Below are 24,178 nucleotides of genomic sequence, written 5' to 3' on the forward strand. Positions count from 1 at the left end.
CGCCGTCAGCCAGAAGCTTACCGAGTTCAACGTCGGGAAAGCGACGTCGCGGATGCCGAGCTGAAGGGGCACGACGAAATTCATCAGGCCGATCATGAAAGGCATCGCGGCGAAGAAGATCATGATGGTGCCGTGCGCGGAAAAGATCTGGTCGTAATGCTCCGGTGGCAGATAGCCCGGCCCGTGGATGGCGAGCGCCTGCTGGGTGCGCATCATGATGGCGTCGACGAAGCCGCGCAGAAGCATCAGCATCGCCAGCACGATGTACATGACGCCGATGCGCTTGTGATCGACCGACGTTATCCATTCGCGCCAGAGATAGGGCCAGTAGCCTTTCGCTGTTATCCAGACCAGCACCCCGGCGGCCGCCAGGAAGACGACCAGGGCTGCACCGAGCGGGATAGGCTGGTCGAAGGGAATTGCCGACCAGTCGAGCTTGCCGAGCATCGTCATCCTCCTTCTTTGGGCGGGTTCGTCATGGCCTTCGGCTGGGTTTTCGGGCTCACCTGCGGCTCGCTGGCGGCCGTTTCGGCAGGTCCCGGTCCGGGTGGCAGAGCCTGGCGCAGCACCGCATCGAACAAGCCCGGTTCGACCTGGCCGAAGGCGGTAGGCGGCATGTTGATGCTTTGGCGGGCAAGCGCGCGATAGGCGTTGGCGTCCATTACGCCCTTGCCATGCAGGGACGAAGCCCACGCGGCGAACGCATCCGCCGAGACCGCCCGCACGCGGAAATTCATGTCCGAGAAGCCGTCGCCGCTGAAATGCGCCGACAGGCCGAAATAGTCGCCTTCGCGGTCGGCCTGCAGATGCAATTCGGTCTGCATGCCGTTCATCACATAGACCATGCTGCCAAGCTGCGGCACGAAGAAGGTGTTCATCACGCTGGCCGAGGTCAGCCTGAAATGCACCGGAACACCGGCGGGGATGACCAGCTGGTTGACCGTTCCCACACCCTGGTCCGGATAGAGGAACAGCCATTTCCAGTCGAGCGCCACCACCTGAACCTCCAGCGGGCGCTGGCCGGACTCGATCGGCCGGCGCGGGTCGAGGTGATGGGATCCGTAGTAGATAAGTCCGCCAAGGAAGAGGATGGTGAGCGTCGGGATGGACCAGACGATCAGCTCGATGCGGCCGGAATAGGTGAATTCCGGATCATAACGCGCCCTGCGGTTCGTGGCGCGGAACATCCAGGCAAAGGCCAGCAGCGCGACCAATGTCGGGATGACGATGACCAGCATCACGGCAAGCGAGTTCAAGAGGATGGTGCGGTTGCCGGCGCCGATCGGTCCCTGCGGGTCGAGCACGCCTCCGGCGCAGCCGGGCAGGGCCGCTATTACAGGCAACCAGATGAGCGGGCGCAGTGGTTCGGATCTACTGGGGAACAACACAACGATTGGTCACGTGTTTGGGATAATGCGTGTCCGACGAAGCGCGCGTCGAAATCTCTGATCAAGTCTCCGAGCGCTGACGCTCTCGCTGCCGACGGCCGTACAACTCCCGGAGACACGCCCCAACTGCCACAGCGGGCGGTTGTTCCACTCCTTTGACGAGGTGCGGGCACTGAGGCGATCGGAAGGAAAGGCGGCTTTCGATGGCGATGCGATCGCGCGGCCCTAGCCGCTCTGATCGGCGGCATCACCGAGCGAGTGCCTTGACCGAGTGGTCTCAAGGCAATCTGCTACATGGGTTAAGAGCGGGACCTATCGCAGTGGCCAGATCTGACCCTGAGTGGGGCTTGCAAGAAGCTCGAGCCAAGTGCTTTTGGCCCTGGTTGGAGAACTGGCGCCCGGCCTGTGGGCGTTGAGAGTCAGGCCCCGTAGTTCGTCACTGGCATGCCGACTAGCAGACGCGCCACTCTCACTTCCCGGCAGCCTGCAGTTGCTTCCGGCGCACCGGCTGGCGGCGGCGGTGGGTGGTTCTGAGCGGGACCGCCGGTTTGGCGGATAGGGCGCCGGTTACGGCGCCAACCATGTCGAAAGCGACGAAATCGGCGTTGAGCGTGCTGGCGAGCTCGGCCGCGGCCTTGCCATCGCCATTGCCGCCTTCCGACCAGAAAACAATGCCGACGCGCAGCTTCGGTTCAAGGCGCTTCAGCCGGCGCACCATGAAGCGCGCGTGCTGGGTGGACTGGCGGTTGAGGAAGCCGATGAGGACGGCGTTGGTGGGCTTCAGGTCGAGGCGGCGGATAGCCGAAGGCTCGAGGTCTGCGAAGCTCGCCTTCGACACCGAGGCGCCTTGTACTTCCAGCACCTGCGCCAGCATGGCGGCGGCCGCATCGTCGAGCTCGCCGCGCCCGCCGGCGCAGAGAACCGCCATGCCGGAGCCGTCCGGCAGGTCGATGTCTTCCTCCTCGTGGTCTTCCCCGGAAGGCTTGCTTTCGGCAGCCTTCTTATCAAGCACCTTCTTCTCCGCCGTCTTCTTGTCTGTTGCCTTCACGTGCGCCTCAGCCACCTGCTCTTCCTCTTCCTCCTCAGCCTCCTGCTGGGCGCTGTCGTCGAGATTGGCGACCAGCGTCTTCGCGCTGTCGGCAACCTGCCTGCGCTGCTCGTCATCCATGACGCCGCGCCCCCGGTCCTGCTCGCCAAGCAGAAGCGCGGGGATGGCGACCTGATCATAGAACTGGAACAAATATTTTTCCTCAAGCATCTCCTCGGCATGATCGGTCGCCTCATCGGGATCCCCGGCCAGCAGCCGCTGGTAGAGTCGAGCATGCGGCTCCAGCACCGGTTCGTTACCGAACAGCACGTCGAGGAACTCGAATTGCGGCACATGCCGCCCGAGCACCACCAGGCAGACAGTGAGCGGCGTCGACAGCACCAGGCCAATCGGCCCCCACAGCCAGGTCCAGAAAATCGCGGCCACGATGATTGCCAACGGCGACAGACCGGTATGCGAGCCATAGAGCCACGGCTCGATGACATTGCCGGTGATGAGCTCCACGACGATGAAAAGCGCGACGGTCCACAAAAGCAGCGACCAGCCGGGCGCCACCGCCAGCGCCAGGAACAGCGGCAGCAGCGCGCCTACGATCGGCCCAATATACGGCACGAAGCGCAGCGCGAGCGCCAGGAGGCCCCAGAGCACTGCGTTGGGAATGCCAAGCACCCATAGCCCGACGGTGATGGGCACCGCGTAGACGGTGTTCACCACCAACTGCATCAGCAGATACTGGCCGACGCGCTTGCCGGCGTCTTGCAGGGCCTGCGTGGTGCGATGGAGGTCGCCATAGCCGACGAGGCGGATGAAGCGGTCGCGCAAATCCTCCCGCTCCATCAGCATGAAGATGACGACGATGATCACCAGGCCGGCGGAAGCCAGGGGGCTGATCAGCGGCCCAATCAGGTTCTGCAGCACTTCCAGGGGCTTCTCATGTGCGACGACCTCGACCGGAATCGGATCGCGCGTCGGCGCTTGGGCGGCGGAAGGCAGCTGCGGTTCCTGACGGTCGATCTCCTGGCCGACGCGCTCGATGACGCCACTGAGGCGCGAGACGATCCCCCCGCCGAGGCCGCTTTCCTTCAAAGCGCGCACCTTGGTCAGGATGTTGATCTGGTAGACCGGGATGTTCTGCGCGAGATCGCTGACCTGGGTGGCGACGATGAAGGCGAACAGCGACAGCGCGGCAAAGGCCCCCGCCACACTGGCGATGACGGCGACGATGCGAGGGACGCCGGCGCGCTTCAGCCAGGACACGACCGGCGCGATGGCGAAGGTCAAGAGCAGCGCGACCGCGATCGGCAGAAACACCTCGCGCCCGAAATAAAGTGCGGCGACAATGGTGACGACGCTCGCCACTGTCGGCAACACCGTGCGCGGATGCCCTCTGGAAGCGGCGAGCAGGCTCGCCAGCCTCGGCTCCGACACTCCATTACTACGATTGGCCGCCACCACCGAGACTCCATATTGCCTGGTAATGATCCGATATGTTCGCCGCGTGCAACGCGCCGTGGCCCGGTGGGTTGCAGATGCGCTAATAAATAGCTCGGGACACGGTTTTATGCGGAGGAAGGATTTTGCCGGATCTAGGCCCCCCGGCAAGGTGGAGTCCGAAATGACACAATTTCGGACGAAGCGTTCGCGCAGCGCCAACGGCTTTTGGTGCCGGCACGGAAGCAGCCCTGAGCAGTCTCAAGCCGCGATCTGCTAAAGGAACCCGCTTCTGCGGGGTTCTCTTCGGTCAGTCGACTGCCTTCTTCTTGTCCGGCGCTTTCGGCTGCCCTGACTTGCTCTTTGAGGCAGCGCCTTTCGAGTGGGCCGACATCGCCGGAGCTGCACCAGTCTTCTTCGCTGCTGACGACTTGGCGGCGGTCTTCTTCGGCGCAGCCTTTCTTGCACGCGCCTTTTTCGGCTCCTCCTTCGACGAGAAAATGCCGGTGATGCTCTCAATGATGGACATTGGCAGGCCCTCGGTTGAATTAGTCCAACAATGCCGGCCCCCTGAAATTGTTCCGTTGTCGAGTCAGCTACTGCTAATAGGACAGATTCACTCCATGCTGTTGAATTTGAACCCGAGTGATTTGGTGCACATGTGTAAGCCCGTGGGCAGGGGCGAGCTTACTTCATCCAGCCTATGGAACCGAAGCTCTTCAGGAGTCCTCCGAAGGGCGACCTTTGGCTTCAAGAGTCAAACAGCACGGCTACTGAACGCAGGTGATCAAACGATCGCGACGGCACCCGGCGGCGCCGCGCGATCCTCCACGTTGATGCCACCCGAACATCGGATCCAGTTCAGCGAGGCCATGCCGGGCACCGGCGACTGAGTGTTCCACCGGGTCGACGTGACCGGCGTGAAGGCATGGTGTCGAAGGAAGACGAGCGAAACTGCGCCGCGCCTCGGTGAAACGCCCGTGAAAGGATAGCAAGGCCGCTACAGCTTATGGCAGCCGTGGCAACTTGGAAGAGGAGGACCTCCGTTGCTCGAGGCCGCGTGCGCGACATGGCTGGAATGCGCTCCCTCCGACACCGTGGCCTTTCAATCATGGCTTCCTTCCTGCGGAGCTGAGTTAACGTCAGTGCCCAAGTCGAAGCTGCGCACGACGACGGCGCCTTACGTACATCCCCCGCCGTAGCTTCTTGATTGGTCAATTGGGGAACATCCGTCGGAATCACTGGTTAGTCGCAGCAGAATCCTGGGGCGTGCTGCCAGCACGCGCATCCCTCTCCGAAATGGTGTTTCGATGGCCGATGACATCCCCGAAAAGAAAGCGCGCCAGGGTGGCCGCGGACTTCCGGTCCTTGCCGTTCTCATCTGTGGGCTGGTGCTGGCGATCATCGCGTGGGGCATTGCAGAGATGTATGGTGAGCAGGCAAAGACGCCTGCAACCCAGGAAAAGCCGGCGCCGCAGGAGAATGGTCAGGCGCCCTCGACCGCCAGTCCGAATCCCGCGGAAGCTGATCCGGCAAAGTCCAAAGCCGATAATATGAACGTCGCCCCCGTCGACCGGAATCCACAGGTGGACAGGGACCCAACGCCTCGATCCAGCACAGGCGGCGACCAACCGGGCAAGCAACCGTCACAGCCCGCCTCGCAGTAGCTCACTCGGCCAATGCCTCAATGGTTGCTCAGTCAGCGCCGTGCCGTGGAAACCATTTCCGACAGCCTAACAGAGCGTCGATTCTGGCATGCAAAGCGGTCAAGCGATCCGGTCCAGAAGGCTTTCAACTGCGGCCAGCCTCTCCTCTCGCACATCGGTGCCGTGGTCAAGAATGAGCCGATGGGCCGACCATCGGAGCGGATCGTTTTTCCCAATTTTGAGGCGCTTCTGCAGCTCTGCCGCGTGCTCGGCAGGAAGTCTCAGCGCAACCCCCTTGGGTCCGCCATCGATTTTGCTAATTCCAAGCATCGTCGCGCGAATTCGAAGCGACGCAAGGGCGAAGCCTGTCTCGAGCGAAGACGGGATCGGCCCAAACCGATCGCTGAATTCCTCACGAGTTTGGGCGAGCGCAACTTCGCTTTCGGCCCTATCGAGCGCGGCGGCTAACTCGATCCGCAGTTCGGGATGGGGGATGTAGTCAATCGGAATGGCGGGAGTAAAGCCAAGGTCAATTTCAGCGCGGTTCGCTGCTTCTGTTCTTTCGCCTCGAACTTTGGCAAGAGCACGCTCGAGCAGGCTTCGATAGAGCGACAAACCGATTGCATAAAGGTGTCCGGCTTGCTCTTTGCCTAGCAAGTCGCCGGCACCGCGGATGTCGAGGTCGCGAGTGCTGATGTCAAACCCCGAGCCGAGGGCATTGAACTGCTCCAACGCCTGGAACCGACGTCGCGCACCCTCGGACACGTCAGCGCCGGGTTCTAGCGCCATCAGCATGTTTGCCCGGCGAGAGCCACGTCCCACGCGACCCCGTAGCTGATGGAGCTGGGCAAGGCCAAACCGCTCGGGCTTATAAACGATGATTGTGTTGGCTCCTGGAACATTGAGGCCGCTCTCAACTATGTTGGTTGCCAACAATATGTCGCCCTTGCCCGCAGCAAAGTCGAGCATCGCACGATCGATTTTCGCACCTGACATGTCGCCATGAAGAACCGTGAGTGAGAGCTCGGGGACCATGTCGTTGATGCGTCTGGAAAGCGGAGCGAGGTCCTCGATGCGCGGGCACACAATCAAGCTTTGCCCGCTCCGCTCTTTTTCAGCGCGCAGCGCTTTTCGCACGATTTCGGTTTCGAACGTCACCGTCGCTGTCCGTATCGGGCGACGTCTTACCGGTGGCGTGGTGATGACACTCAAATCCATGAGCCCCACGAAGCCTGCTTGTAGCGTCCTCGGAATGGGCGTTGCTGTCATCGAAAGGACGTGCTGTCCTCGGGCCAGATCGCGCATCGCCTTCTTGTGGCGCATCCCAAATCTCTGCTCTTCATCGATCACGACGAGTGACAGATCCTTAAACCGGACGTCCTTGGCGCAGATGGCATGGGTAGCCACAAGAATTCGGACTGAGCCCTCCGCTAGGCTGGCTTTCGTTCGGCGGGTCTCGGACACGGTTTGCAGGCGAGACAGCATTGCAACCTCGATGCCATGTCGCCTGAAACGCCTTCTGAACAGCTCGAAGTGCTGGCGGGCAAGGACCGTGGTCGGAGCGACCAGCGCCGCCTGCCGCCCCGAGAAGACCGCAGCGGCTACGGCGCGCACGGCGATCTCGGTCTTGCCGAAACCGACATCTCCGCAAAGAAGCCGGTTCATCGGCCGGCCGGAGGCGAGGTCCGTGGCGATGGCGGCAGAGGCATCGGCTTGCCCCAGGGTCAGATCGTATGGAAAGCCGGCGCAGAGGCGTTCAAATTGTACCCGGTCGGGGTTGAGCGGCGTGGCCCGGCGTAGGTCGCGCTCGCCGAGCATTCGCACCATCCGTTTGGCCGTTTGCTCGATCCTCGCCACTGTCTTGTCGCGGCGTTGTCTCCAGGCGTCACCCTTGAGGCGGTCAAGCGTGACTTCCGTTTCGGCGCCGCCATACCGCCACAGCTTCCCGATTTCCCGCAGCGGGACCAGCAGGACGGCGTCATCGGCGTAACGCAGGCGCAGCGCTTCATCATCTCCGATTGCGGGCTCAAGCCCTTCCAGAATGCCGATGCCGTGTTCGAAATGAACCACCACGTCGCCGAAGCGAAGCTGGGCGTCCGGGTAGTGCGATAAATCATTCCGAGGCTGGTGAACTGGGAGTGCCTGTCCAGCAAGATCTCTCAGCGCGACACAAAGAAGCATGTCCTCACGATCAACAAAGCCATGCTCGATTGGGGCTACATACAAGCACGCAGATGGCGCTGTGCACACGGCCTCCCAATCGTCCTGGGGAGCTAGCGGCAACGCCAAGGCGCGTTCGACACGCCGCCTCCACAGCTGCAGCACATGTCCGGCCGGTCCGATGAGAACGACCCGCAATCCCTCTGCGATCAGATTTTCCGCAAAAGATCGCAAGGCACCAGCAGCATCGGCTTCTCGGGCGAAAACGGGTATTTGCGTCTTTGCGTCGGGATCGTTCAGCACCTCAGCGGCGATCTTGCTGGAGATGGATTCCCACTCATCCCGGGAGAGGAAGTCGGACATGTTCTCGCCATCTTCCTGCAGCGCTGAGATGGCATCCAGACCCCGCTGATTGGCGCCACGCTCGGCGATCACCTCGGCATCATCGAGATAGTCGAAAAGGGTCTCGCCCGGCCGGGTGAGACCATCCGGCGACGTGCCGTGGACCGGGACCGATTCCGACGCCGGATCCACGATGAGGTGCCTGGCTTCCGCGACTGAGCGCTGCGACAAAGGATCATAGGAGCGGATCGAGATGATAGTGCTGTTCTCTATTTCGATGCGGCAGGGGCGGGGCGAGGCGGCAGGGAACACCTCTATCACGCGGCCACGGATCGCTGCTTCGCCGGGCTCGTCGACGCGGTCGTCGAATACGTATCCGATTTCTTGCAGCCTATCCTGAACATCCTCTGCGACCACCTCGTCGCCGGCTTGGAATTCGAGGTGAACGTTATTCCAGATGTCACGAGGAGGGACACGGCGCAAAAGTGCCTCAGGTGTACTGACGAGCACGCGCGGCCGCTTGTCTCGATCCAACAGCCATCGCAGGACGCTCATGCGCCGCCCAACCGCTTCCGCGCTCGCCGGAATAGCGTCAGCTGCTGAACCATCCCAACGCGGATAAAACGCAGCCGCCAACTCGCCGGCCATCGTCTTGAGGATTGTTGTTAGCTGCTCGGCTCTGCGGGTGTCTTGTGCGATATAAAGGATCGGTGCAACGCACGTGCGGATGCGGCGGTGCATCATTGCTGCCACAGCGCCCACTGGGTTCAACGGTGTCATGTCGGCACTGATCTCCTTGCGGTGCACGCGCGCTACTTCGCTCTCCGACATCCTGGCCAGGGGGACACTCGCCAGCGCGGCCGGCTGGACTTTTTCGCCGGCGAGTCGTCGGGTCTCCGGCCGAGATAATGTTTCCCCTTTGGCATTCGAAATGCCTGAAGCAAGATCACCTGCTGCGCTCCCCGGTAGAGATCGAACCCCCGATTGAACAAGCACGCCCTCTCGATCCGCACAGAGAAGCCATCTAACCGCCGTTGCGGCGACGGGATGTCTGCCGCCCGCTTCGCATTTTCAAGGCATTACGGAAGGCTTGGGCACCCACCTCGCAACCATGTTTCGAAGGCCCATTCGAGCCGATTACGATCTTCGCCTGCTCGATGGTCAAACCAAACATCTTTGCAAGCTCGGCTGGGCGATAGGTATCGCTCCAGCTCTCAATTGATTGGTCATTTGGGTCCGCTGGATGGGTCTGCTCCCGCTCAACGTGGGTCGGCAAGCAAAGTTCAAGACGAAGCGCGAAATAGGTGACGCCGAGGGATTCCAAGACTGGGCTTTTGTAGCCGATGTTGGCGAGGGTCCAGAAGCGGTGCGGACGGTAGTTCGACGGCGCAGGGACTGTGCAGCCATGCGCTGCATAAGCTAATGCCGGGCCTGGCCACGCGGTTGTTCCGCTTGGTCGACAGGCCGGTGTCGACACATAACTTCTCAGCGGGTGCGCAGCTGTTAGCAGCGGGCCAACCGTGGAATGGCACGAGGGGACCCAGACCAGCCGCCGGAATGATCAGCTAGCAGCATGATCCGGGCCAGGCTACTCCGGTGCTTATGAAGGGATCGCTATGTCGCTGCCGAGTTTGTCAATTTGGGCAAGCAGCTTTGGGAGCAAGGCGACCTGCCTCCGGGCGGGTTCACTAGGCGTGAACTAAAATTCGGCTGACGGGGGCGGGGTGGAAAGCGGCCCGGCAGGTCTGGGGCAAAACTCTACCAAGCCTGCCATACGCCGAACCAGCGATATTCCTCCGAAATGGCATTGCTCTGGTTGGCAGCCAGAACTTCCGAGTGCCGGCGCAGTACGATGAACGCAAAGGTGCGAACCCACTCGGCTAGACATCAGATATTCTCGGCGTCGTGGAAGAAGGGCATTCCGTCGGCAGTCGTCATCACCGTTCAGCGCGGGTTGGCCGGCTAGTCCACGGGCGCGTAGCGACCTCTCTGTGCAACCTTTGGTGCGGGCTTGTCTGACAGTTCGATCCATACAGGCGCGTAGTCCGCTGCTCCTTTCCCACCGCGCACCTCGATGTCGACCTGGGCGTCGACTAATCGCTTCTTGAGCGACGGCCTCTGCGGAAGGTGGTCGATGCGCAGGCCGGCGTTGCGGCCGAGGCGTTGCGGATAAATCCCAGAACGTGTAGATCTTCCCACCGGGACGGCCCGCGCGCAGCGCGTCGGCCAAGCCTCGTTTGAGCAGCCTCGCGTAGGCGGCGCGCGCCTCAGGCGCGAACAGAGCATCCTCCAACCAGCGCTCGGGCTTGTAGACACCGAATTGAAATCGCCTGCCAGCACCAGAGGCTGTTTGGACCCGACTTATCGAAGCCTCGCGAGTGCGAGCGCAGTGGGCAGTCCGCCGAGAGGGATTCCGATCGGCAGAAACGTTTGACCCTGAAAAGACGTGCCGGTGAGAATCCCCTCGAAGGTGCCGCCGTCATATCGTTCGGGCAGTAGAAGAAAGGTCGACCGCAAGCCATCGGACTCGCGCCCGAAAGCCCGTCGCTGCACGACGACCAACGCGGCGTGATCGTCAAGCTCCCTGAGAAAGGCTGTGAAGCGATTTGACTCGGATCCCACGATCTCGACAGGCCGATATGTGCCCCGCGCGAAGAGCGTTTCGTTTTCGCGTCGGCACGCCAAGGCCCGACTTATCATCCATTGTTTGAAGCTTCCGTCGACAAGCGTATACTCGCAACCGGGTGCGGCCTGCTGCTGATTGAGGCGGCGTTCAAGATTTGCGAAGTTGACCGGACGGCGATTGTCTGGATCGACAAGGCTGAAATCGAGCCCTTCGGAGCCCTGGTAAAAATCCGGAATGCCCGCAGCCGTGAGCTTTACGAGCGTCTGGGTAATCGAGTTGATGCTTCCGGCCTCCACGAATGGCCGCAATGTTGCAGCGAAGTCTTCGAGGAAGGTGCGGTTGGCCGGTTCAAGAAGAGCCCTCGCGTAGCTCAGCACGCCTTTCTCGTATGCCTCGTCGGCATCAAGCCAGTCCGTGCGGAGCTTTGCTTCGCGCAAAGCCTTTTCGACATAGGGAAGAAAACGGCCGGACAGTTCAGCCAGCCCGTGTTCGTCTTCGATCCTGAGCAAGGGTGGCCAGACGCCTGCCAGAGATTGATAGAGGAGCCATTCCACGTCCGGTTCCGGCGCGAAGCCGCCTGGAAGAGCTCTCCGGTTTTCCTCGTTTATCTTCGCCCAGCGCCCGACCGAGTCGGCCCAGACCGAAGGCGCACAGGTGAGGCTGTAAAGCCGCGTGCGGGCATCCTCCCCCCGCTTGGTGTCGTGCGTCGCCGTGGCCAGCATGCCGGAGCGCCCCTTGACCCAGCTTGCCATGCGGCGATGGAATTGACGAACACCGCCCCTTGCGCTGCCCGGAGAGCAGCCCACCTCATTGTCGGCGATGAAGGGGTTGACCCGGTAATAGAGGGTGTCTTCGACAGCCTTGGCCATGACCGGACCTGTCAACTGCTGAAAACGGATAAAAAAGGTGGTGGCGTCCTCGTCGCCGGCTCCCGACAGCATTGCTTTAATGAAGGCAATCAGCTCCGGATCGGCTCGACCCGAGGCCAGCGCGGAGGCGGTTGCTCGATCCAGTTCGATTTCGTCTCGTCCGGTCCACCGACCAGGCTCCGCATAGGTGCGGTAGACATCGAAGCCTACGATAATCTCAGCGATCGAGTTCAGGATGTCGTCGTCTCCGGCCTGTTGCACTTCAGCGCGTTGGCGGATTTCCTGGGCCAGCCGCACAAGCGCCGCCAACTCGCCTTCGAAGTTTCGCCTGAGGATCAGGCGCTTGGCCTCGCGCGTCTCCGCATCAAGGTCGACATGTCGTCCGATGAAGCGTTCGTAGTCCCGTACCAGTTCCGCGAGACCGTCGACGTCGGCAAGCAGATCGGCGACAGTTGGAATGAACTCGTACCCCGTGGTGCCGGAGATCGGCCATTCGCCCGGCAGTTCTTCGCCTTCCGCCAGTATCTTCTCCACGAACACCGGGATGTCCGGCCCTACCTCCTGTCGTAACTTGCGTAAATAGCTCGTCGGGCAGGCGAGCCCATCCACATGATCTATGCGCAAGCCATTCACCAGGCCCTCGGCGACAAGCGACAGCGCCAGCCGGTGGACATCTGCGAATACCTGCCCATCCTCGACGCGGACGCCGACCAGTCCCGTGACCTCGAAGAAGCGCCGGTAGGAAAGATTTCGGCGAGCGTCCCTCCAATAGATAAGTTCCCAGGGCTGCTGCTTGTGCAGGTCGTCGATTAAACCGAGCTCGCGAGAAAGGGCGTCCAGACTCTCCGCAAGCACATGGTTGTCGCGGGCAAGAAGTACTCCTACTGCGTCGTGGAAATCTGCGTCCCTTTCCGGGCGCTCGCCGATCAGCGCAACATCGCGGAGGGCTGTTGCCACGTCGCCTTCCAAGCGCTCCGCGATCAGCCGGTAGCTTGCGGGCAGCAGCGGCAGCTTGCTGTCGAAGTAGCCAAGCGCCAGGCAACTTTCCTTCGCATCCGCCTCAATCCTCAGTTCGCCGGCCTCGAGTGCTTCGCGGTAAGGTCGTCCAAGGCGAGGGAGTGTGAGCTTCCTGCCCCAATCGATGTCGAAATGGCCTGCGAACGGACTGGCCTTGCCACGCTCGACCACGCTGCGCCACCACCGGTTTTCGAGCGACGCGGCCATATGGTTGGGCACGATATCCAGGATGAGCCCCATGTCGTGACTCCGCAGCGCCCGATGAAGCCTGCGAAAACCATCGATGCCGCCGATAGCCGGGTCGATTTCGTTGTGATCTACCACGTCGTAGCCGTGCGTCGATCCGGTTTCCGCCGAGAAGATTGGAGAGGCATAGAGATGACTGATCCCGAGTTGCTTCAGATAGGGGATGATCTCTGCCGCTCTGTAGAATGTCATGCCGTTGCGAAACTGCAGCCTGTACGTGGCGACGATCGGTATATGCATCACGCACGTTCCTTCGCGAATGCGGCGGTGATTGCCCGATAAAGCGACAGAGAGGCTAGTTCTTCGATGTCGACGTTGAGCTTGCGCCGCCAGTTTGGATACTCTTTGGAGGTGCCAGGCAGATTGGTTGGTTCCTGTTCGCCAACGGCATCGGCGAGCCGCATGCTGGCGAGCCTGCATGGGGTGCGGGCGATGAACCGGTGAGCCGCGACGGCGAGTGCTTCAAACGAGCTTTCGTCCGGTCGGGCGGCCTGCTTCAGCCGATGATAATCGGCTCGCGCCAAAAGCGCGTTTTCGAGAAATGTACGCAGCAGCGTCTTCCGCTCGGAAAGACGCTGTCTCGTCTGCTGCTTTGCCGCCGTAGCGTCGATCAACCGGTGCTGCAGCCGCAGGCTGACATCGCTGCCGGACCACCATCCCTTCAGCGTCGCGAGATCATGCGTCGACAGACAGGCAAGAGCCAGCGCAGGCCACATTCGCGCGGGACGAAATCGCGGTCCCGCTTTTTCGAAGTAAAGAATTCGGTAAGAGGAAATCTGCGTCTTGGCCATCAACGCGCGAAAGCCGTCCGGTACGTGGCCGAGATCTTCGCCGATGATCATTGTGCGGTTCTCCTGCGAGGTGAACGCAAGCACGTTGAGCAGACCTTCGGTGGGATAGCGGACGAACCCCCCTTCGGCTGCCGAACGACCCTGCGGAATCCAGAAGAGCTGCATCAGCGACATGGCATGGTCGAGGCGCATCGCGCCAGCCTGATCCATGACGCTGCGGATCAGGGCCCGGTAAGCTGCGAAATCATGTTCGGCAAGCTTCAACGGCGACAGCGGCGACAATCCCCAATCCTGGCCGCCGGCGCTGAACACGTCCGGGGGCGCCCCGATCTGAATGCCATGGACAGCAAGCAGAGGATCGCTCCAGGTTGCGGAACCATCCTGCGCCTCGCCAACTGCGAAATCGAGATACAGCCCGATCTGCATGCCCGCTGCCTTGGCGCGGGCAGCGGCGCGAGCCAACTGGTCCCGGGCGATCCATTGAAGCCAGATATGGAAGTCGATCCGCTCCGCATGCGTCTCGCCGAAGGCCATTACGTCGGGATCATCGAAGCGGTGAAAGCCGTCGGGCCAGCTTTTCCAACCCGCCCCATAACCGGCGGCCTTCATGTGCAACGACAATGCCTCGAATAGCGCGTGCCTGCGCAGGGGGTCCCCGCCCTCGGCTTTGAATGTCAGAAAGGCATCCGCAGAGGCATCGGGCCGGCTTCGCCAAATCCACAAAAGTGCTTCGAGCTTGGCTTTCGCAACACCGTCGTAGTCTACCAATTCCTGTGTCCGCAGCCGCTCGAGCTCCGCCTCGCCGGCCATGGCGCCATCGAATCCCGCCACGCGATCGACGGCTATGTAGAGCGGGTTCAGGAAGCGTCGGTCGGACGGCGAGAAGGGACTGCACCGGTCCGGTTCAGCGAGAAACAACGCGTGAAGCGGGTTGAGGCCGACGAACTGCGCTCCGGCATCGGCGACGATCTCGCACAGCCTGCCGAGATCCTCGAAGTCACCAATGCCCCAGTTCCTCGCGGAACGCAGTTCGTAGAGCTGGGCTGCAAGGCCCCAGGCCTTACGTTCACGCAGCCAATCAGGGAAATAGCATTCAGGAGCGGTCCGGGGGCGATCGGGTGGCTCGTTGCGGGTCTGACCGATCACGCCAGCCTCGTAATCGAGGTCGCCGCCACCGAGTGCTGCAACGAAACAACGGCGGGTTTCTTCAGATACTAGTACCGGCTGCCCGTCACCACCGGGATAAGACGCAACTATGCCGTAGCGTTGGGACAACTCATCGATCGACGACATCATTGGATACCGAAACGATGACGGTTCCCGGCGCGAGCTCGAACTCGGTTTCGCCGGCCGCTGGGATCTGCTCAGGATTGGGGAAGACGATGTGGCCGCGTGGCGGAGGCAGTTGCGCCGACCGCTTGCCAAGGTTCGCTCGCAGATGCAGTTGGACGTCGTCGAAAGACCACTCGATCGCGAATGCAGCGTCCTGGATTTTCGTTACACGGCCTTGGCCGCCCACATCATGGAGCAAGGGCACGATGTGCTGTTTGCGCAGACCAAGAAGGTTCTGGATGAACTCTTGCCGGCATTCCCTCTCACGGGTGGCCCGCGTCCAGTCCAGTTTGCTGGAATGGAACGTCTCCAATGCGTTGGGATCCGGGATCTGCGTCTCATCATTCTCTCCCTGAAAGGCCGCGAAATGCTCGAACTCTTTCCGGCGTCCGTCGCGCACCGCCTTGGCCAGGGAGCCGGTGAAATCGGTGAAGAAGAGGAAGGGCCGCGTCTCTCTCCATTCTTCTCCCATGAAGATCAGCGGGATGTGTGGAGAAAGGATCAGGATCGCCGTCAGTGCCTCGATCATTAGTCGGTCGGCCAAGCAGGAGAGACGCTCGCCTCTCGCCCGATTTCCGATCTGATCGTGATTTTGCAGGAAGTCCACGAAAGCTGTTGGCGGGAGGTGACCGCTTGGCTCGCCCCGCGGTTTCTTCTCTGGACCGGATGGCTCGCCCTGGAATGCAAAACCCTCGGCTAGACACCGGGCCAATTGGCCGATCGGGTCGGCCGAAAAGTCGGCGTAATATCCTTCGCTCTCTCCGGTCAGCACCACGTGCGCGGCATTGTGGAAGTCATCATTCCATTCCGCAGTATAGTGGTGGCATCGCCCATCCGCTCGCTCATGGAGGTACGTCACGTTGCGATTGTCTTCGGTGATGAGGTGGATGTGGCGCTCGGGAAATTCCTGGCGGACGGCTTCAGCGAGTTCCAGCAACAACTCGGGGCGCGACGGATCCTGGATTTGGTCCACGGCATCGAGCCTCAGCCCATCGAAGTTGAACTCTTCGACCCAATAGAGCGCGTTGTCGATGAAAAACCGCCGCACAGCCGGGCGTTGATAGGCGATTCCGGCGCCCCACGGCGTGCGGCGCCCGTTGTCGAAGAACTCAGGGGCATAGCTTGGCAGATAATTACCTTCCGGACCGAAGTGGTTGTAGACCACGTCGAGGAGCATCATCAGGCCGCGTTCGTGCGCGGCGTCGACCAACGCCTTCAACGCGTCGGGGGGGCCATAGGCATTATGCGGAGCATAGGGCAGAACGCCATCGTAGCCCCAGCCTCGAGTTCCCGGGAATTGACCGACAGGCATGAGTTCGACAGCTGTGACGCCCAGGCCTGCGAGGTGATCTAGTTTCCTGGCCGCTGCGCTGAAGGTACCCTCGGGCGTGAATGTTCCGACATGAAGCTCATAGATGACGGCCTCGCGCCAGGGTCTGCCACTCCAGTCTCTCGCTCGCCATTGGTAGGAGCTTGGATCGACCAGCAGTGAGGGTGAATGAATGTCACCGGATTGTGCCCGCGAGGCCGGATCCGGCACAAGCCGGCCATCGGGCAGAACGAAACCATATGTCGAGCCCTGCTGAACCCCCGACGCCAGTATTTCGTACCATCCTTGGTCGTCGCAGCTCATCGGCGTTACCTTGTCGCCCAAGCGCAGCGACAGTGTATCGACTCCGGGCGCCCAAATCCGGAAGTGGACATCGCCGGAGCCTACGAACTCGGCGCCCCACTGCTTCGGGAAAATGCGAAAATCGGACGGAGCCTCAGGCATGATGAGGAGCCTCCAGAACGACGAGCGAACGGCCATCTAACTCCCAGGCTTCGCTCTTCGGAAGCTCGCCGCCCAGCGGGCTGGCAGTGCCGCTCGCGGTGTCGATCAGGAGCTGCCAGCCAGGTCCGGTGAACGAGGGCAGCGCGAAGCGCACGGTTTCGTAATGAGCATTGAGAAGCAGGAGCAAGGAGCCGCGGCTGTTGCTCAGCCTGGCCGCAACCGTGCGGGTGTGCGGGTTGATCCAATCCTGGTCGTCCATTGCCTCGCTGTCAGGCCGCAGCCAGGTAATGTCCGGCTCGCCATTTGTCGTTGGCCGGCCATGCAGGAAGCGGTCCAGCCGCAGCAGCGGTCGCGAACGACGGATCGCGATAACGCCGCTGACAAATTTCCGGAAAGCCGCGTCGCGTTCGCCTATCTCGTCCCATTTGAGCCAGTTCATTTCATTGTCCTGGCAATAGGAATTATTGTTTCCGCCCTGGCTGCGGCCGATCTCATCGCCCCCAAGGAGCATCGGCGTCCCTTGGGACAGGAGCACCGTTGCAATGAGATTGCGTCTCATCCGGTCGCGCAAATCGAGTACCTGAGGATCGTCCGTTTGCCCTTCGGATCCGCAGTTCCAGCTCAGGTTGTCCGAGTGGCCATCCCTGTTATCCTCCTGGTTGGCCTCATTGTGCTTGTGGTTGAAGCTGACGAGGTCGAGCAACGTAAACCCGTCATGGGCAGTCACGAAGTTGACGCTCGACCATGGTCGCCGGCCTCGCTTCTCGAAAAGGTCCGAAGACCCCAGCAGCTTGCCTGCGAGCTTGCCGGCGAGAGCCTCGTTGCCCTTCCAGAAGCCGCGCACGACATCGCGGAAACTGCCGTTCCACTCTGCCCATCCCGGGGGGAAACCGCCCACCTGATACCCGTCAGGCCCAAGATCCCAGGGTTCTGCGATCAGCTTTACCGTGGAGAGCACAGGGTCCTGGCGGACTGCGCCGAAGAAAACACCGTCAGGTTCGAAAGTCTCGCGGTCGCGTCCCAGTGAACTGGCGAGATCGAAGCGGAAACCGTCGACATGGCACTGCTCGACCCAGTACCGCAGGGAGTCCATCACCATCTGCAAGACGCGCTGATGACGAAGGTTCAGCGTGTTGCCGCACCCCGTTGTGTCAAAATAGTAACGGCGGTCATCCGCAAGCATGTAGTAGCTGGCGTTGTCGATGCCGCGGAAGGACAGGGTGGGCCCCATCTGGTTGCCTTCCGCAGTGTGGTTGTAGACGACATCGAGAATAACTTCAATGTCGGCCTCGTGCAGGCGCCTTACCATTAGTTTGAATTCATGAAGGTTGCTGCCGGGCGATAGGTATCGCGGCGCCGGCGAGAAAAAACCGATAGTATTGTAACCCCAGAAATTCTTGAGCCCGCGCTCGATCAGGTACCGGTCGTCGAAGAATGTCTGGACCGGCATCAGCTCGACAGCCGTGACGCCGAGTTTCACAAGGTGATCGATTACCCGCAGGTCGGCCAGACCACCGAAGGTGCCGCGCAACTGCTCCGGCAGCGCCGGGTGCCTGGCCGTCAGCCCTTTCACATGTGCTTCGTAGATGATCGTATTTTGCCAAGCGGTTCTCGGGCGGATGTCGTTGCCCCATGTGACCGCGGGATCGACCACCACGCATTTGGGCATGACGAAAGCAGAATCCCGCCGGTCGATGCCGAGATCGGCGCGGGCGCCGCCGATGCGGTAGCCGAACGCGGCGTCGTGCCATCGAAGGTCACCTCGCAATTCCAAGGCATAAGGATCGAGCAGCAGCTTGTTGGGGTTGAAGCGATGGCCGGCCTCGGGCGCATAGGGGCCGTGCACACGATAGCCGTAGAGCTGCCCGGGCCTGACTTCCGCAAGGTAGCCATGCCAGACTTCCTCGGTGTGCTCGGGCAGAAGGACACGATCGAGCTCGCGACGGCCCGTTTGGTCGAACAGGCAAAGCTCCACCTTGGTCGCATTGGCAGAGAACAGAGCGAAATTCGTCCCGGAGCCGTCCCATGTCGCGCCAAGCGGAAACGGCAAACCGGGTTTGGTGAATGTTGTGTTTCGGATTCCCACCAAAGTCCCCATCGCAGTCAGGCAACGAACCTCCGAAGGGTAAGGAGGTTCCACGTCCTCGCTGAATTTGGGTCCGGGCGGAACAAGCCCGGCGGTCAACAGTTGAACGGGCGCAGGTCGCAGAATCGATAGTTGAAGGGACTCCAATGGCAAACGAGCGCGAGAGTAGTAACCTGGCGGGCACGCACAGAGAGCAGAAGGTTGAGCCGGAGAAGCTTCCGCCAGAGCAGATGACGGCTGCGGCAGGGAACCACCGCGCGGTGGACTGCGGCGCGCTGTTTTGGTCCTGGGCAATGCCGTCCAACATCGGCTGAGGCATGGAAGGCGAATGTGAGCGCCAGAGCGATATTCGAAGGATTGCGTGCCGACGGTCAGAAGCTTCAGGAGCTGACGACGAGCGTGCTTGGCGCCGACGGGGAGGGAAGCCGAGAACTGCTCGCCCTCACAAAGATCATCGACGACATCAATGCCCGCTCCAATCAGCTCCGACGAGAGATTGAAGCGGGCGCAACATGTGAGGCGGTTTTAATGTCAGATCAGGAATCCTCGTCAAAGCTTTCGCATGGAGTGAGTATCAGGTCCCGATCAGGCGAGGCGGCGGAGGTCGTGATCGTAGTGCAAGCCGGAGACAGCGATTTCGACGAGCCAGCCCTGTTAGCTAAGGCCTGGGCTCAACTCGCCGATGCAATCAATGCCCACAAACAGAATACCTCTGAACCGCAATCGCGGCCGGAGGAACCGATGGCTTCCCCCGACGCTCCGACCACACCAGGCTCCGGGGCCTGGTGGAATGGCTGAGGCCTCTCGATCGGTCATCGCTGGCCGGCGTGGCCGGTGTTGGCAACGGCCGTCCGTTTCGAACGAAAGGTCGATAGCGATCCCGAGCTACCGAGTCCAAGAGAGGAACATTTGTCCGCGAGACCGGCTGGGCTGCGTCCACCTTCTTCGCGCCACGGCGAGACGTGACCGCGTCGTGCTCGGACGTGCGCAGCCACTGCCATCCCTGCATGCCTGGAACCGACCTGTGCTCGGGCAAAGGCTTAAGCCGGGCATCGAGATCGATCGGGCCACAGCGTTGAAGCGGCGAAAGCAATGTCATCGGGCCGCCGCCGATCCAACCGTCGGACGGGGTAAGACCCGGTTCGGTCGGCATAGATATTCGAGCCGGTAGGCGATGGCAGTGTGCAACAGCCTGCGGCGCATGAACCGACGGCGCCCGCCTTGCCTGGAACACCAGCGCCACTTTCGGGTTTGGCGCCGCTGCTTGGAATAAAAAGTTTCATGGCCGAGTCCGCCGTCAGGAACTTCAATATCAATTTCGGTCCGCAGCATCCGGCGGCGCACGGTGTGCTTCGCCTTGTGCTCGAGCTTGACGGCGAGGTGGTTGAACGGGTCGACCCTCATATAGGTCTGCTCCACCGCGGCACCGAAAAGCTCATCGAATACAAGACCTATCTCCAAGCCCTGCCTTACTTCGACCGCCTCGATTATGTGGCGCCGATGTGCCAGGAGCATGCCTGGTGCCTGGCAATCGAGAAGCTTGCGGGCCTGACCGTGCCGCGGCGCGCGCAATTGATACGTGCTCTTTACAGCGAGATATCGCGGATACTGTCCCACCTGCTCAATGTCACAACCCAGGCATTGGATATCGGCGCGCTAACTCCACCGCTATGGGGCTTCATTGAGCGAGAGAAGCTGATGGTGTTCTATGAGCGGGCCTCAGGCTCTCGCATGCACGCCGCCTATTTTCGGCCTGGCGGGGTGCACCAGGACCTGCCGCCGGATCTCGTCGAAGATATCGGCAAGTGGATCGATCCCTTTCTGAAGTCCGTCGCTGACTTGGATCGGCTGCTCACCAACAACCGCATCTTCAAGCTTCGCAACGTCGACATCGGCCAGATCTCCGAGGCGGACGCCTGGGGATGGGGCTTCTCGGGCGTGATGGTGCGCGGCTCGGGCGCTGCATGGGACTTGCGGAGGGCGCAGCCCTATGAATGCTACGCCGAAATGGATTTCGATATACCCGTGGGCAAGAACGGCGACTGCTACGATCGGTATCTCGTGCGCATGGAAGAGATGCGCCAGTCGGCGAACATCATGCGCCAATGCGTCGATCTGCTGGTGAAGGAGGGGCCAGGGCCCATCTCCAATCCGGACGGAAAGATCGTGCCGCCGAACCGAGCCGCGATGAAGCGCTCGATGGAAGCGCTGATCCATCATTTCAAACTCTATACGGAAGGTTTCCGCGTGCCGGCGGGAGAGGTCTATGCTGCTGTCGAAGCGCCCAAAGGCGAGTTCGGCGTCTATCTGGTCGCGGACGGCACGAACAAGCCATACCGGTGCAAATTGCGGGCGCCGAGCTTCGCACACCTGCAGGCGATGGACCTGCTCTGCCGAGGCCACCTGCTCGCGGACGTCACGGCCGTCCTGGGGTCGATCGATATCGTGCTGGGCGACGTGGACAGATAGCTCCGAGCCCTTGAGGCGCGAGCCCAACGTTCAAGTTGGGCCGGTACGGCACCGTTGTGCTCTTCCGAAACAGCCTCCATCAAATACCGATTGTTCGGCATTCCCGGCGAGACGCTGGACGGCTGCTCGACGGCATCGGCAACAGGCTAACCTACAAGCAGGATACCGCCCAGTTCGGCGGTTCGGCGCGGGTCGGCATGGCGCATCAGGCGCTTCTACCTGCAGCCCAACGATCCAGTTTCGACGGGTGGCCTTCTCCGCCAGGAGGAGGGCTCGGTCGGCGCCTTCAGCTTCGAAGCAGCGACAACATGTTTATGCCGTGACGCCGGCGCTGGAGGTCGGAGCCGAAATCCCAGTCAACGACATTGCCAGTTGCCGCACCTACGGAAAGGCCTGCGTCGAGTTCTCCCCCCAAGCGATGGGAGATCGTGGGAACGTTTTCGCTGCCGCCGAGAATCTGCCCGGCAACCCCGCATTGCACCTGACGGAAGCCATCGATTCGCAGCTCTATCGGGTCCGCGCCGCGCGCCGGAGCTCAATGTGGTCAACGGCGTGGGGTTGGCGGTCAGTACAACGGCGCCTTCGGGGAGCGCCCAAGCAGAACGCGCTCAGCGCGCCTCTACGTTAAGCTGGCTTCGGGCGGGGTCAGGAGGGGATATCAATCTATTCGGAAGGTCTCCGGCGGATGTAGCGCGTCCACTTTCGTTTCCCCGTCAGCCGGCTCGGCACAGTTGAAAGGCGATCCTATCCTCGACGTCAGGCGCCATGGCGCAGGAGACCAGCGGCAACCCCGGTGCCGGCGCTACGATACGGAGCATTGGATGGACCCGAAAAGGAGGCGCCAATGTACAAAACGCAGGAAGAAGACCGAGCAGGTCGAGTGCTTCGGTTGCCCAAGCCAAGGTCAGTGAACCACCCAAGAGCATCGCACTGCCTCTGAGCAAGGTGGCGAGATGCTGGCCCGGTACGGTGAGATCGGAATGCTGTGGAACGGCGCCGGAAACGCTAGGAAGCCGGCTCACGCAGGGCGCAGGATCGAGAACAAACGAGCTTAGAGGTGCAATACCGGCGGTAGATGGAACCTTCGCCCGCCAGGCAAGTTCGGCCTCGCAATTTCCGGACTTCGCAGCTGTTGCCCGTTCCATTGAAACAGGAGCCTTCAAGGCTCCCGACGAAACCAGCAGTTCCGACTAACCGAGCATCGGGCGAGTACGGTCCGAGCCCGGCAAGCAAGGCACCACCCTCGAATTGCCTTCTGGCGATTCTTACAGCACGTGAGATATGAGAATGTCCGCTTCTATCCACCCCGATCTCGATGGAAAACTTCCAGAGCAACAGCAGAGCGCACCTGGAACCATGAGTAAGATGTCTCCCCGGCCAGACCACGGAGAGCAAAGCTACAGGGGCAGTGGTAAGCTTGCTGGTCGTGTGGCGGTTATAACGGGAGGCGACTCAGGCATTGGCAGAGCAGTTGCAATCGCGTTCGCGAGAGAGGGCGCAGACGTGCTTATTTCCTACCTGGAGGAGCACGAGGACGCCCGCGATACCGCTCAATGGATCGAGCGGGCAGGCCGAAGAGCCGTCCTCGTTCCCGGTGATGTCGGCGACGCAGCGCATTGCCGGCACATTATTGAGACAGCAGTAAGTGAACTTGGCCGCCTAGATATTCTCGTCAACAATGCAGCACATCAGGCGAGTGTCGACAGCATCGCAGATCTGACATTTGAGGAACTGGATCGCACTTTCAAAACGAATGTCTACTCCCAGTTCATGCTGGCTCAGGCTGCATTGGAGCGGATGGGCGAGGGCGGCAGGATAATCAACACAGCCTCGATCCAGGCTTCCGATCCTTCGCCGCCGCTTCTTGCCTATGCAGCTACCAAAGCGGCCGTCGCGAATTTCACCAGGGGGCTCGCCAAGATGGTCGCAGAGCGGGGCATCAGAGTGAATGCGGTCGCACCGGGCCCGGTCTGGACGCCACTCATTCCCTCGACCATGCCCGCCGAGAAAGTAAGGGAGTTTGGCCGAAATACCCCGATCGGCAGGCCAGCTCATCCGGCGGAACTTGCTGGCGCGTATGTACTGCTCGCGTCCGACGACGCGAGCTATATGGCAGGTGCGGTTGTCGCGGTTACCGGCGGCCGCCCCATGTAGACTCGCCGCAACTCGCGCGCCTGTGCCAAGGCTGGCGACGAGTTGCCTTGCGTAAGGTCATCGGCAGCGATTCCCCTGATGAGCCCAGAGGGCCAAGGGGGCGTCCATTCTGCCGCTATCGCGCTTGACCCCAGCGATTGCTGCCGTTGGTCGGCGCCGCTTAACCTAGCAGAGTTGCAAAGGATGACTCGCGGATCCATACGCAGTTCAGTTCTAGCGCGAAATGCTCAGCCTCTACGGTTTTTTATGTCGTTCGCCTTTAGCCGATCCATGATCGCACGCAAGTGGTCGGGCAACCATCTCTCCGTGCGAAAAATCGGGAGCGCACGCAAGTGGCGTCGCATTATTTCGTTTTTGAACTGCTGTCGCAGAAGTGATGCAGCCTGTTCCGTAGTACGCCTGTTCCGCTGCATCGTTTATCGGCAAACTTGATCCCAGATACCGAGCAGAACTGGGCGTTAGGTGAAAGGTTCCTCAGCTCTGTTCCCCAGCCTTCGCTTCTGCCGGAAACACTGCAAGCTGACGCTCGGCTCCGGGGCTCAATTGGAACGCCGGCTCGCCCCTTGAGGTCAGCCTCCGACCGCGCCGGAATATGCCGCCCCCTGAGAAAGGGACAAGTCCTTGGCAGCACCATTTTCGCATGGAGGTTGCCCACCATACTGTCGCCGTCTGCCTCGATGGTCCCACAGGCTGCGCGTCGCGGTCGACAGATGGAGGCATCCCACCGTTGCCACGCTTTCGGCGGATGGGCTGGAAAAGGTTCGGACCCGTTGCCGTACAATACGTGAGTATTTGAAAA

Annotated in this window: 14 protein-coding genes; 5 read left to right on the forward strand and 9 right to left on the reverse strand. The window is 61.3% G+C overall.

The window, feature by feature from the left end:
- The 3 genes from LB528_RS22225 to LB528_RS22235 form a co-directional block, all read right to left on the reverse strand.
- A partial coding sequence (locus tag LB528_RS22225; RefSeq protein ID WP_224716320.1) for a cbb3-type cytochrome c oxidase subunit I occupies window positions 1–447 on the reverse strand: 447 nt, incomplete at its 3' end.
- Window positions 448–449: 2 nt separating this feature from the next.
- Window positions 450–1,388 (reverse strand): ubiquinol oxidase subunit II, encoded by a 939-nt coding sequence (gene cyoA, locus LB528_RS22230; protein WP_224716321.1) that lies wholly within the window; start codon window positions 1,386–1,388, stop codon window positions 450–452.
- A gap of 469 nt (window positions 1,389–1,857) precedes the next feature.
- On the reverse strand, window positions 1,858–3,888 hold the full coding sequence (locus tag LB528_RS22235; RefSeq protein WP_224516771.1) for an AI-2E family transporter: 2,031 nt from the start codon (window positions 3,886–3,888) through the stop codon (window positions 1,858–1,860).
- A 335-nt stretch (window positions 3,889–4,223) separates the two neighbouring features.
- Between LB528_RS22235 and LB528_RS22240 the strand changes: the two genes are divergently transcribed.
- Both LB528_RS22240 and LB528_RS22245 read left to right on the forward strand, forming a co-directional pair.
- Window positions 4,224–4,760, forward strand: a complete 537-nt coding sequence (locus tag LB528_RS22240) for a hypothetical protein (RefSeq protein ID WP_224516772.1) — start codon at window positions 4,224–4,226, stop codon at window positions 4,758–4,760.
- A gap of 417 nt (window positions 4,761–5,177) precedes the next feature.
- On the forward strand, window positions 5,178–5,534 hold the full coding sequence (locus LB528_RS22245; RefSeq protein ID WP_224516774.1) for a hypothetical protein: 357 nt from the start codon (window positions 5,178–5,180) through the stop codon (window positions 5,532–5,534).
- A 99-nt stretch (window positions 5,535–5,633) separates the two neighbouring features.
- On the opposite strand, the gene LB528_RS22250 is transcribed toward LB528_RS22245, so the two are convergent.
- From LB528_RS22250 to glgX, 6 genes are all read right to left on the reverse strand, one after another.
- Window positions 5,634–9,011 carry a helicase-related protein gene (locus LB528_RS22250; RefSeq protein WP_224716322.1) on the reverse strand — a complete coding sequence of 1,126 codons (3,378 nt, stop codon included), beginning with the start codon at window positions 9,009–9,011 and terminating at the stop codon, window positions 5,634–5,636.
- Window positions 9,012–9,039: 28 nt separating this feature from the next.
- Entirely contained in the window at window positions 9,040–9,339 is a 300-nt protein-coding gene (locus LB528_RS22255; RefSeq protein ID WP_224516778.1) for a hypothetical protein, read from the reverse strand.
- Window positions 9,340–10,376: 1,037 nt separating this feature from the next.
- Window positions 10,377–13,013, reverse strand: a complete 2,637-nt coding sequence (gene treY / locus LB528_RS22260; protein WP_224716323.1) for a malto-oligosyltrehalose synthase — start codon at window positions 13,011–13,013, stop codon at window positions 10,377–10,379.
- Window positions 13,013–14,857 (reverse strand): 4-alpha-glucanotransferase, encoded by a 1,845-nt coding sequence (gene malQ, locus LB528_RS22265; protein ID WP_224716324.1) that lies wholly within the window; start codon window positions 14,855–14,857, stop codon window positions 13,013–13,015. Before malQ ends, treY begins: the two co-directional genes overlap by 1 nt.
- Window positions 14,841–16,670 (reverse strand): malto-oligosyltrehalose trehalohydrolase, encoded by a 1,830-nt coding sequence (treZ, locus tag LB528_RS22270; RefSeq protein WP_224716325.1) that lies wholly within the window; start codon window positions 16,668–16,670, stop codon window positions 14,841–14,843. Before treZ ends, malQ begins: the two co-directional genes overlap by 17 nt.
- Window positions 16,663–18,768, reverse strand: coding sequence for a glycogen debranching protein GlgX (gene glgX, locus LB528_RS22275; RefSeq protein WP_411962242.1), 2,106 nt, complete (start codon window positions 18,766–18,768; stop codon window positions 16,663–16,665). Before glgX ends, treZ begins: the two co-directional genes overlap by 8 nt.
- Before the next feature lie 318 nt (window positions 18,769–19,086).
- On the opposite strand from glgX, the gene LB528_RS22280 reads away from it, so the two are divergent.
- The 3 genes from LB528_RS22280 (at window position 19,087) to LB528_RS22290 (ending at window position 23,379) form a co-directional block, all read left to right on the forward strand.
- The gene (locus LB528_RS22280; protein WP_224716326.1) at window positions 19,087–19,554 is read left to right on the forward strand and encodes a hypothetical protein; all 468 of its coding nucleotides are present in this window, start codon (window positions 19,087–19,089) and stop codon (window positions 19,552–19,554) included.
- A 483-nt stretch (window positions 19,555–20,037) separates the two neighbouring features.
- Complete coding sequence (locus tag LB528_RS22285; RefSeq protein ID WP_224716327.1) at window positions 20,038–21,225, forward strand: NADH-quinone oxidoreductase subunit D; 1,188 nt, start codon at window positions 20,038–20,040, stop codon at window positions 21,223–21,225.
- Window positions 21,226–22,512: 1,287 nt separating this feature from the next.
- Complete coding sequence (locus tag LB528_RS22290) at window positions 22,513–23,379, forward strand: glucose 1-dehydrogenase (protein WP_318011523.1); 867 nt, start codon at window positions 22,513–22,515, stop codon at window positions 23,377–23,379.
- Window positions 23,380–24,178 lie beyond the last annotated feature (799 nt).

The organism is Mesorhizobium sp. CA4 (assembly GCF_020165075.1).
Taxonomy (GTDB): Bacteria; Pseudomonadota; Alphaproteobacteria; order Rhizobiales; family Rhizobiaceae; genus Mesorhizobium.

Excerpts from the sequence above, each read along its gene's own strand:
- LB528_RS22245 (WP_224516774.1), top strand. The coding sequence starts at position 5,178 with ATGGCCGATGACATCCCCGAAAAGAAAGCGCGCCAGGGTGGCCGCGGA.
- treY (WP_224716323.1), bottom strand. The coding sequence starts at position 13,013 with ATGCATATACCGATCGTCGCCACGTACAGGCTGCAGTTTCGCAACGGC.
- malQ (WP_224716324.1), bottom strand. The coding sequence starts at position 14,857 with ATGTCGTCGATCGATGAGTTGTCCCAACGCTACGGCATAGTTGCGTCT.
- treZ (WP_224716325.1), bottom strand. The coding sequence starts at position 16,670 with ATGCCTGAGGCTCCGTCCGATTTTCGCATTTTCCCGAAGCAGTGGGGC.
- glgX (WP_411962242.1), bottom strand. The coding sequence starts at position 18,768 with ATGGGGACTTTGGTGGGAATCCGAAACACAACATTCACCAAACCCGGT.
- LB528_RS22285 (WP_224716327.1), top strand. The coding sequence starts at position 20,038 with ATGGCCGAGTCCGCCGTCAGGAACTTCAATATCAATTTCGGTCCGCAG.
- LB528_RS22290 (WP_318011523.1), top strand. The coding sequence starts at position 22,513 with ATGTCCGCTTCTATCCACCCCGATCTCGATGGAAAACTTCCAGAGCAA.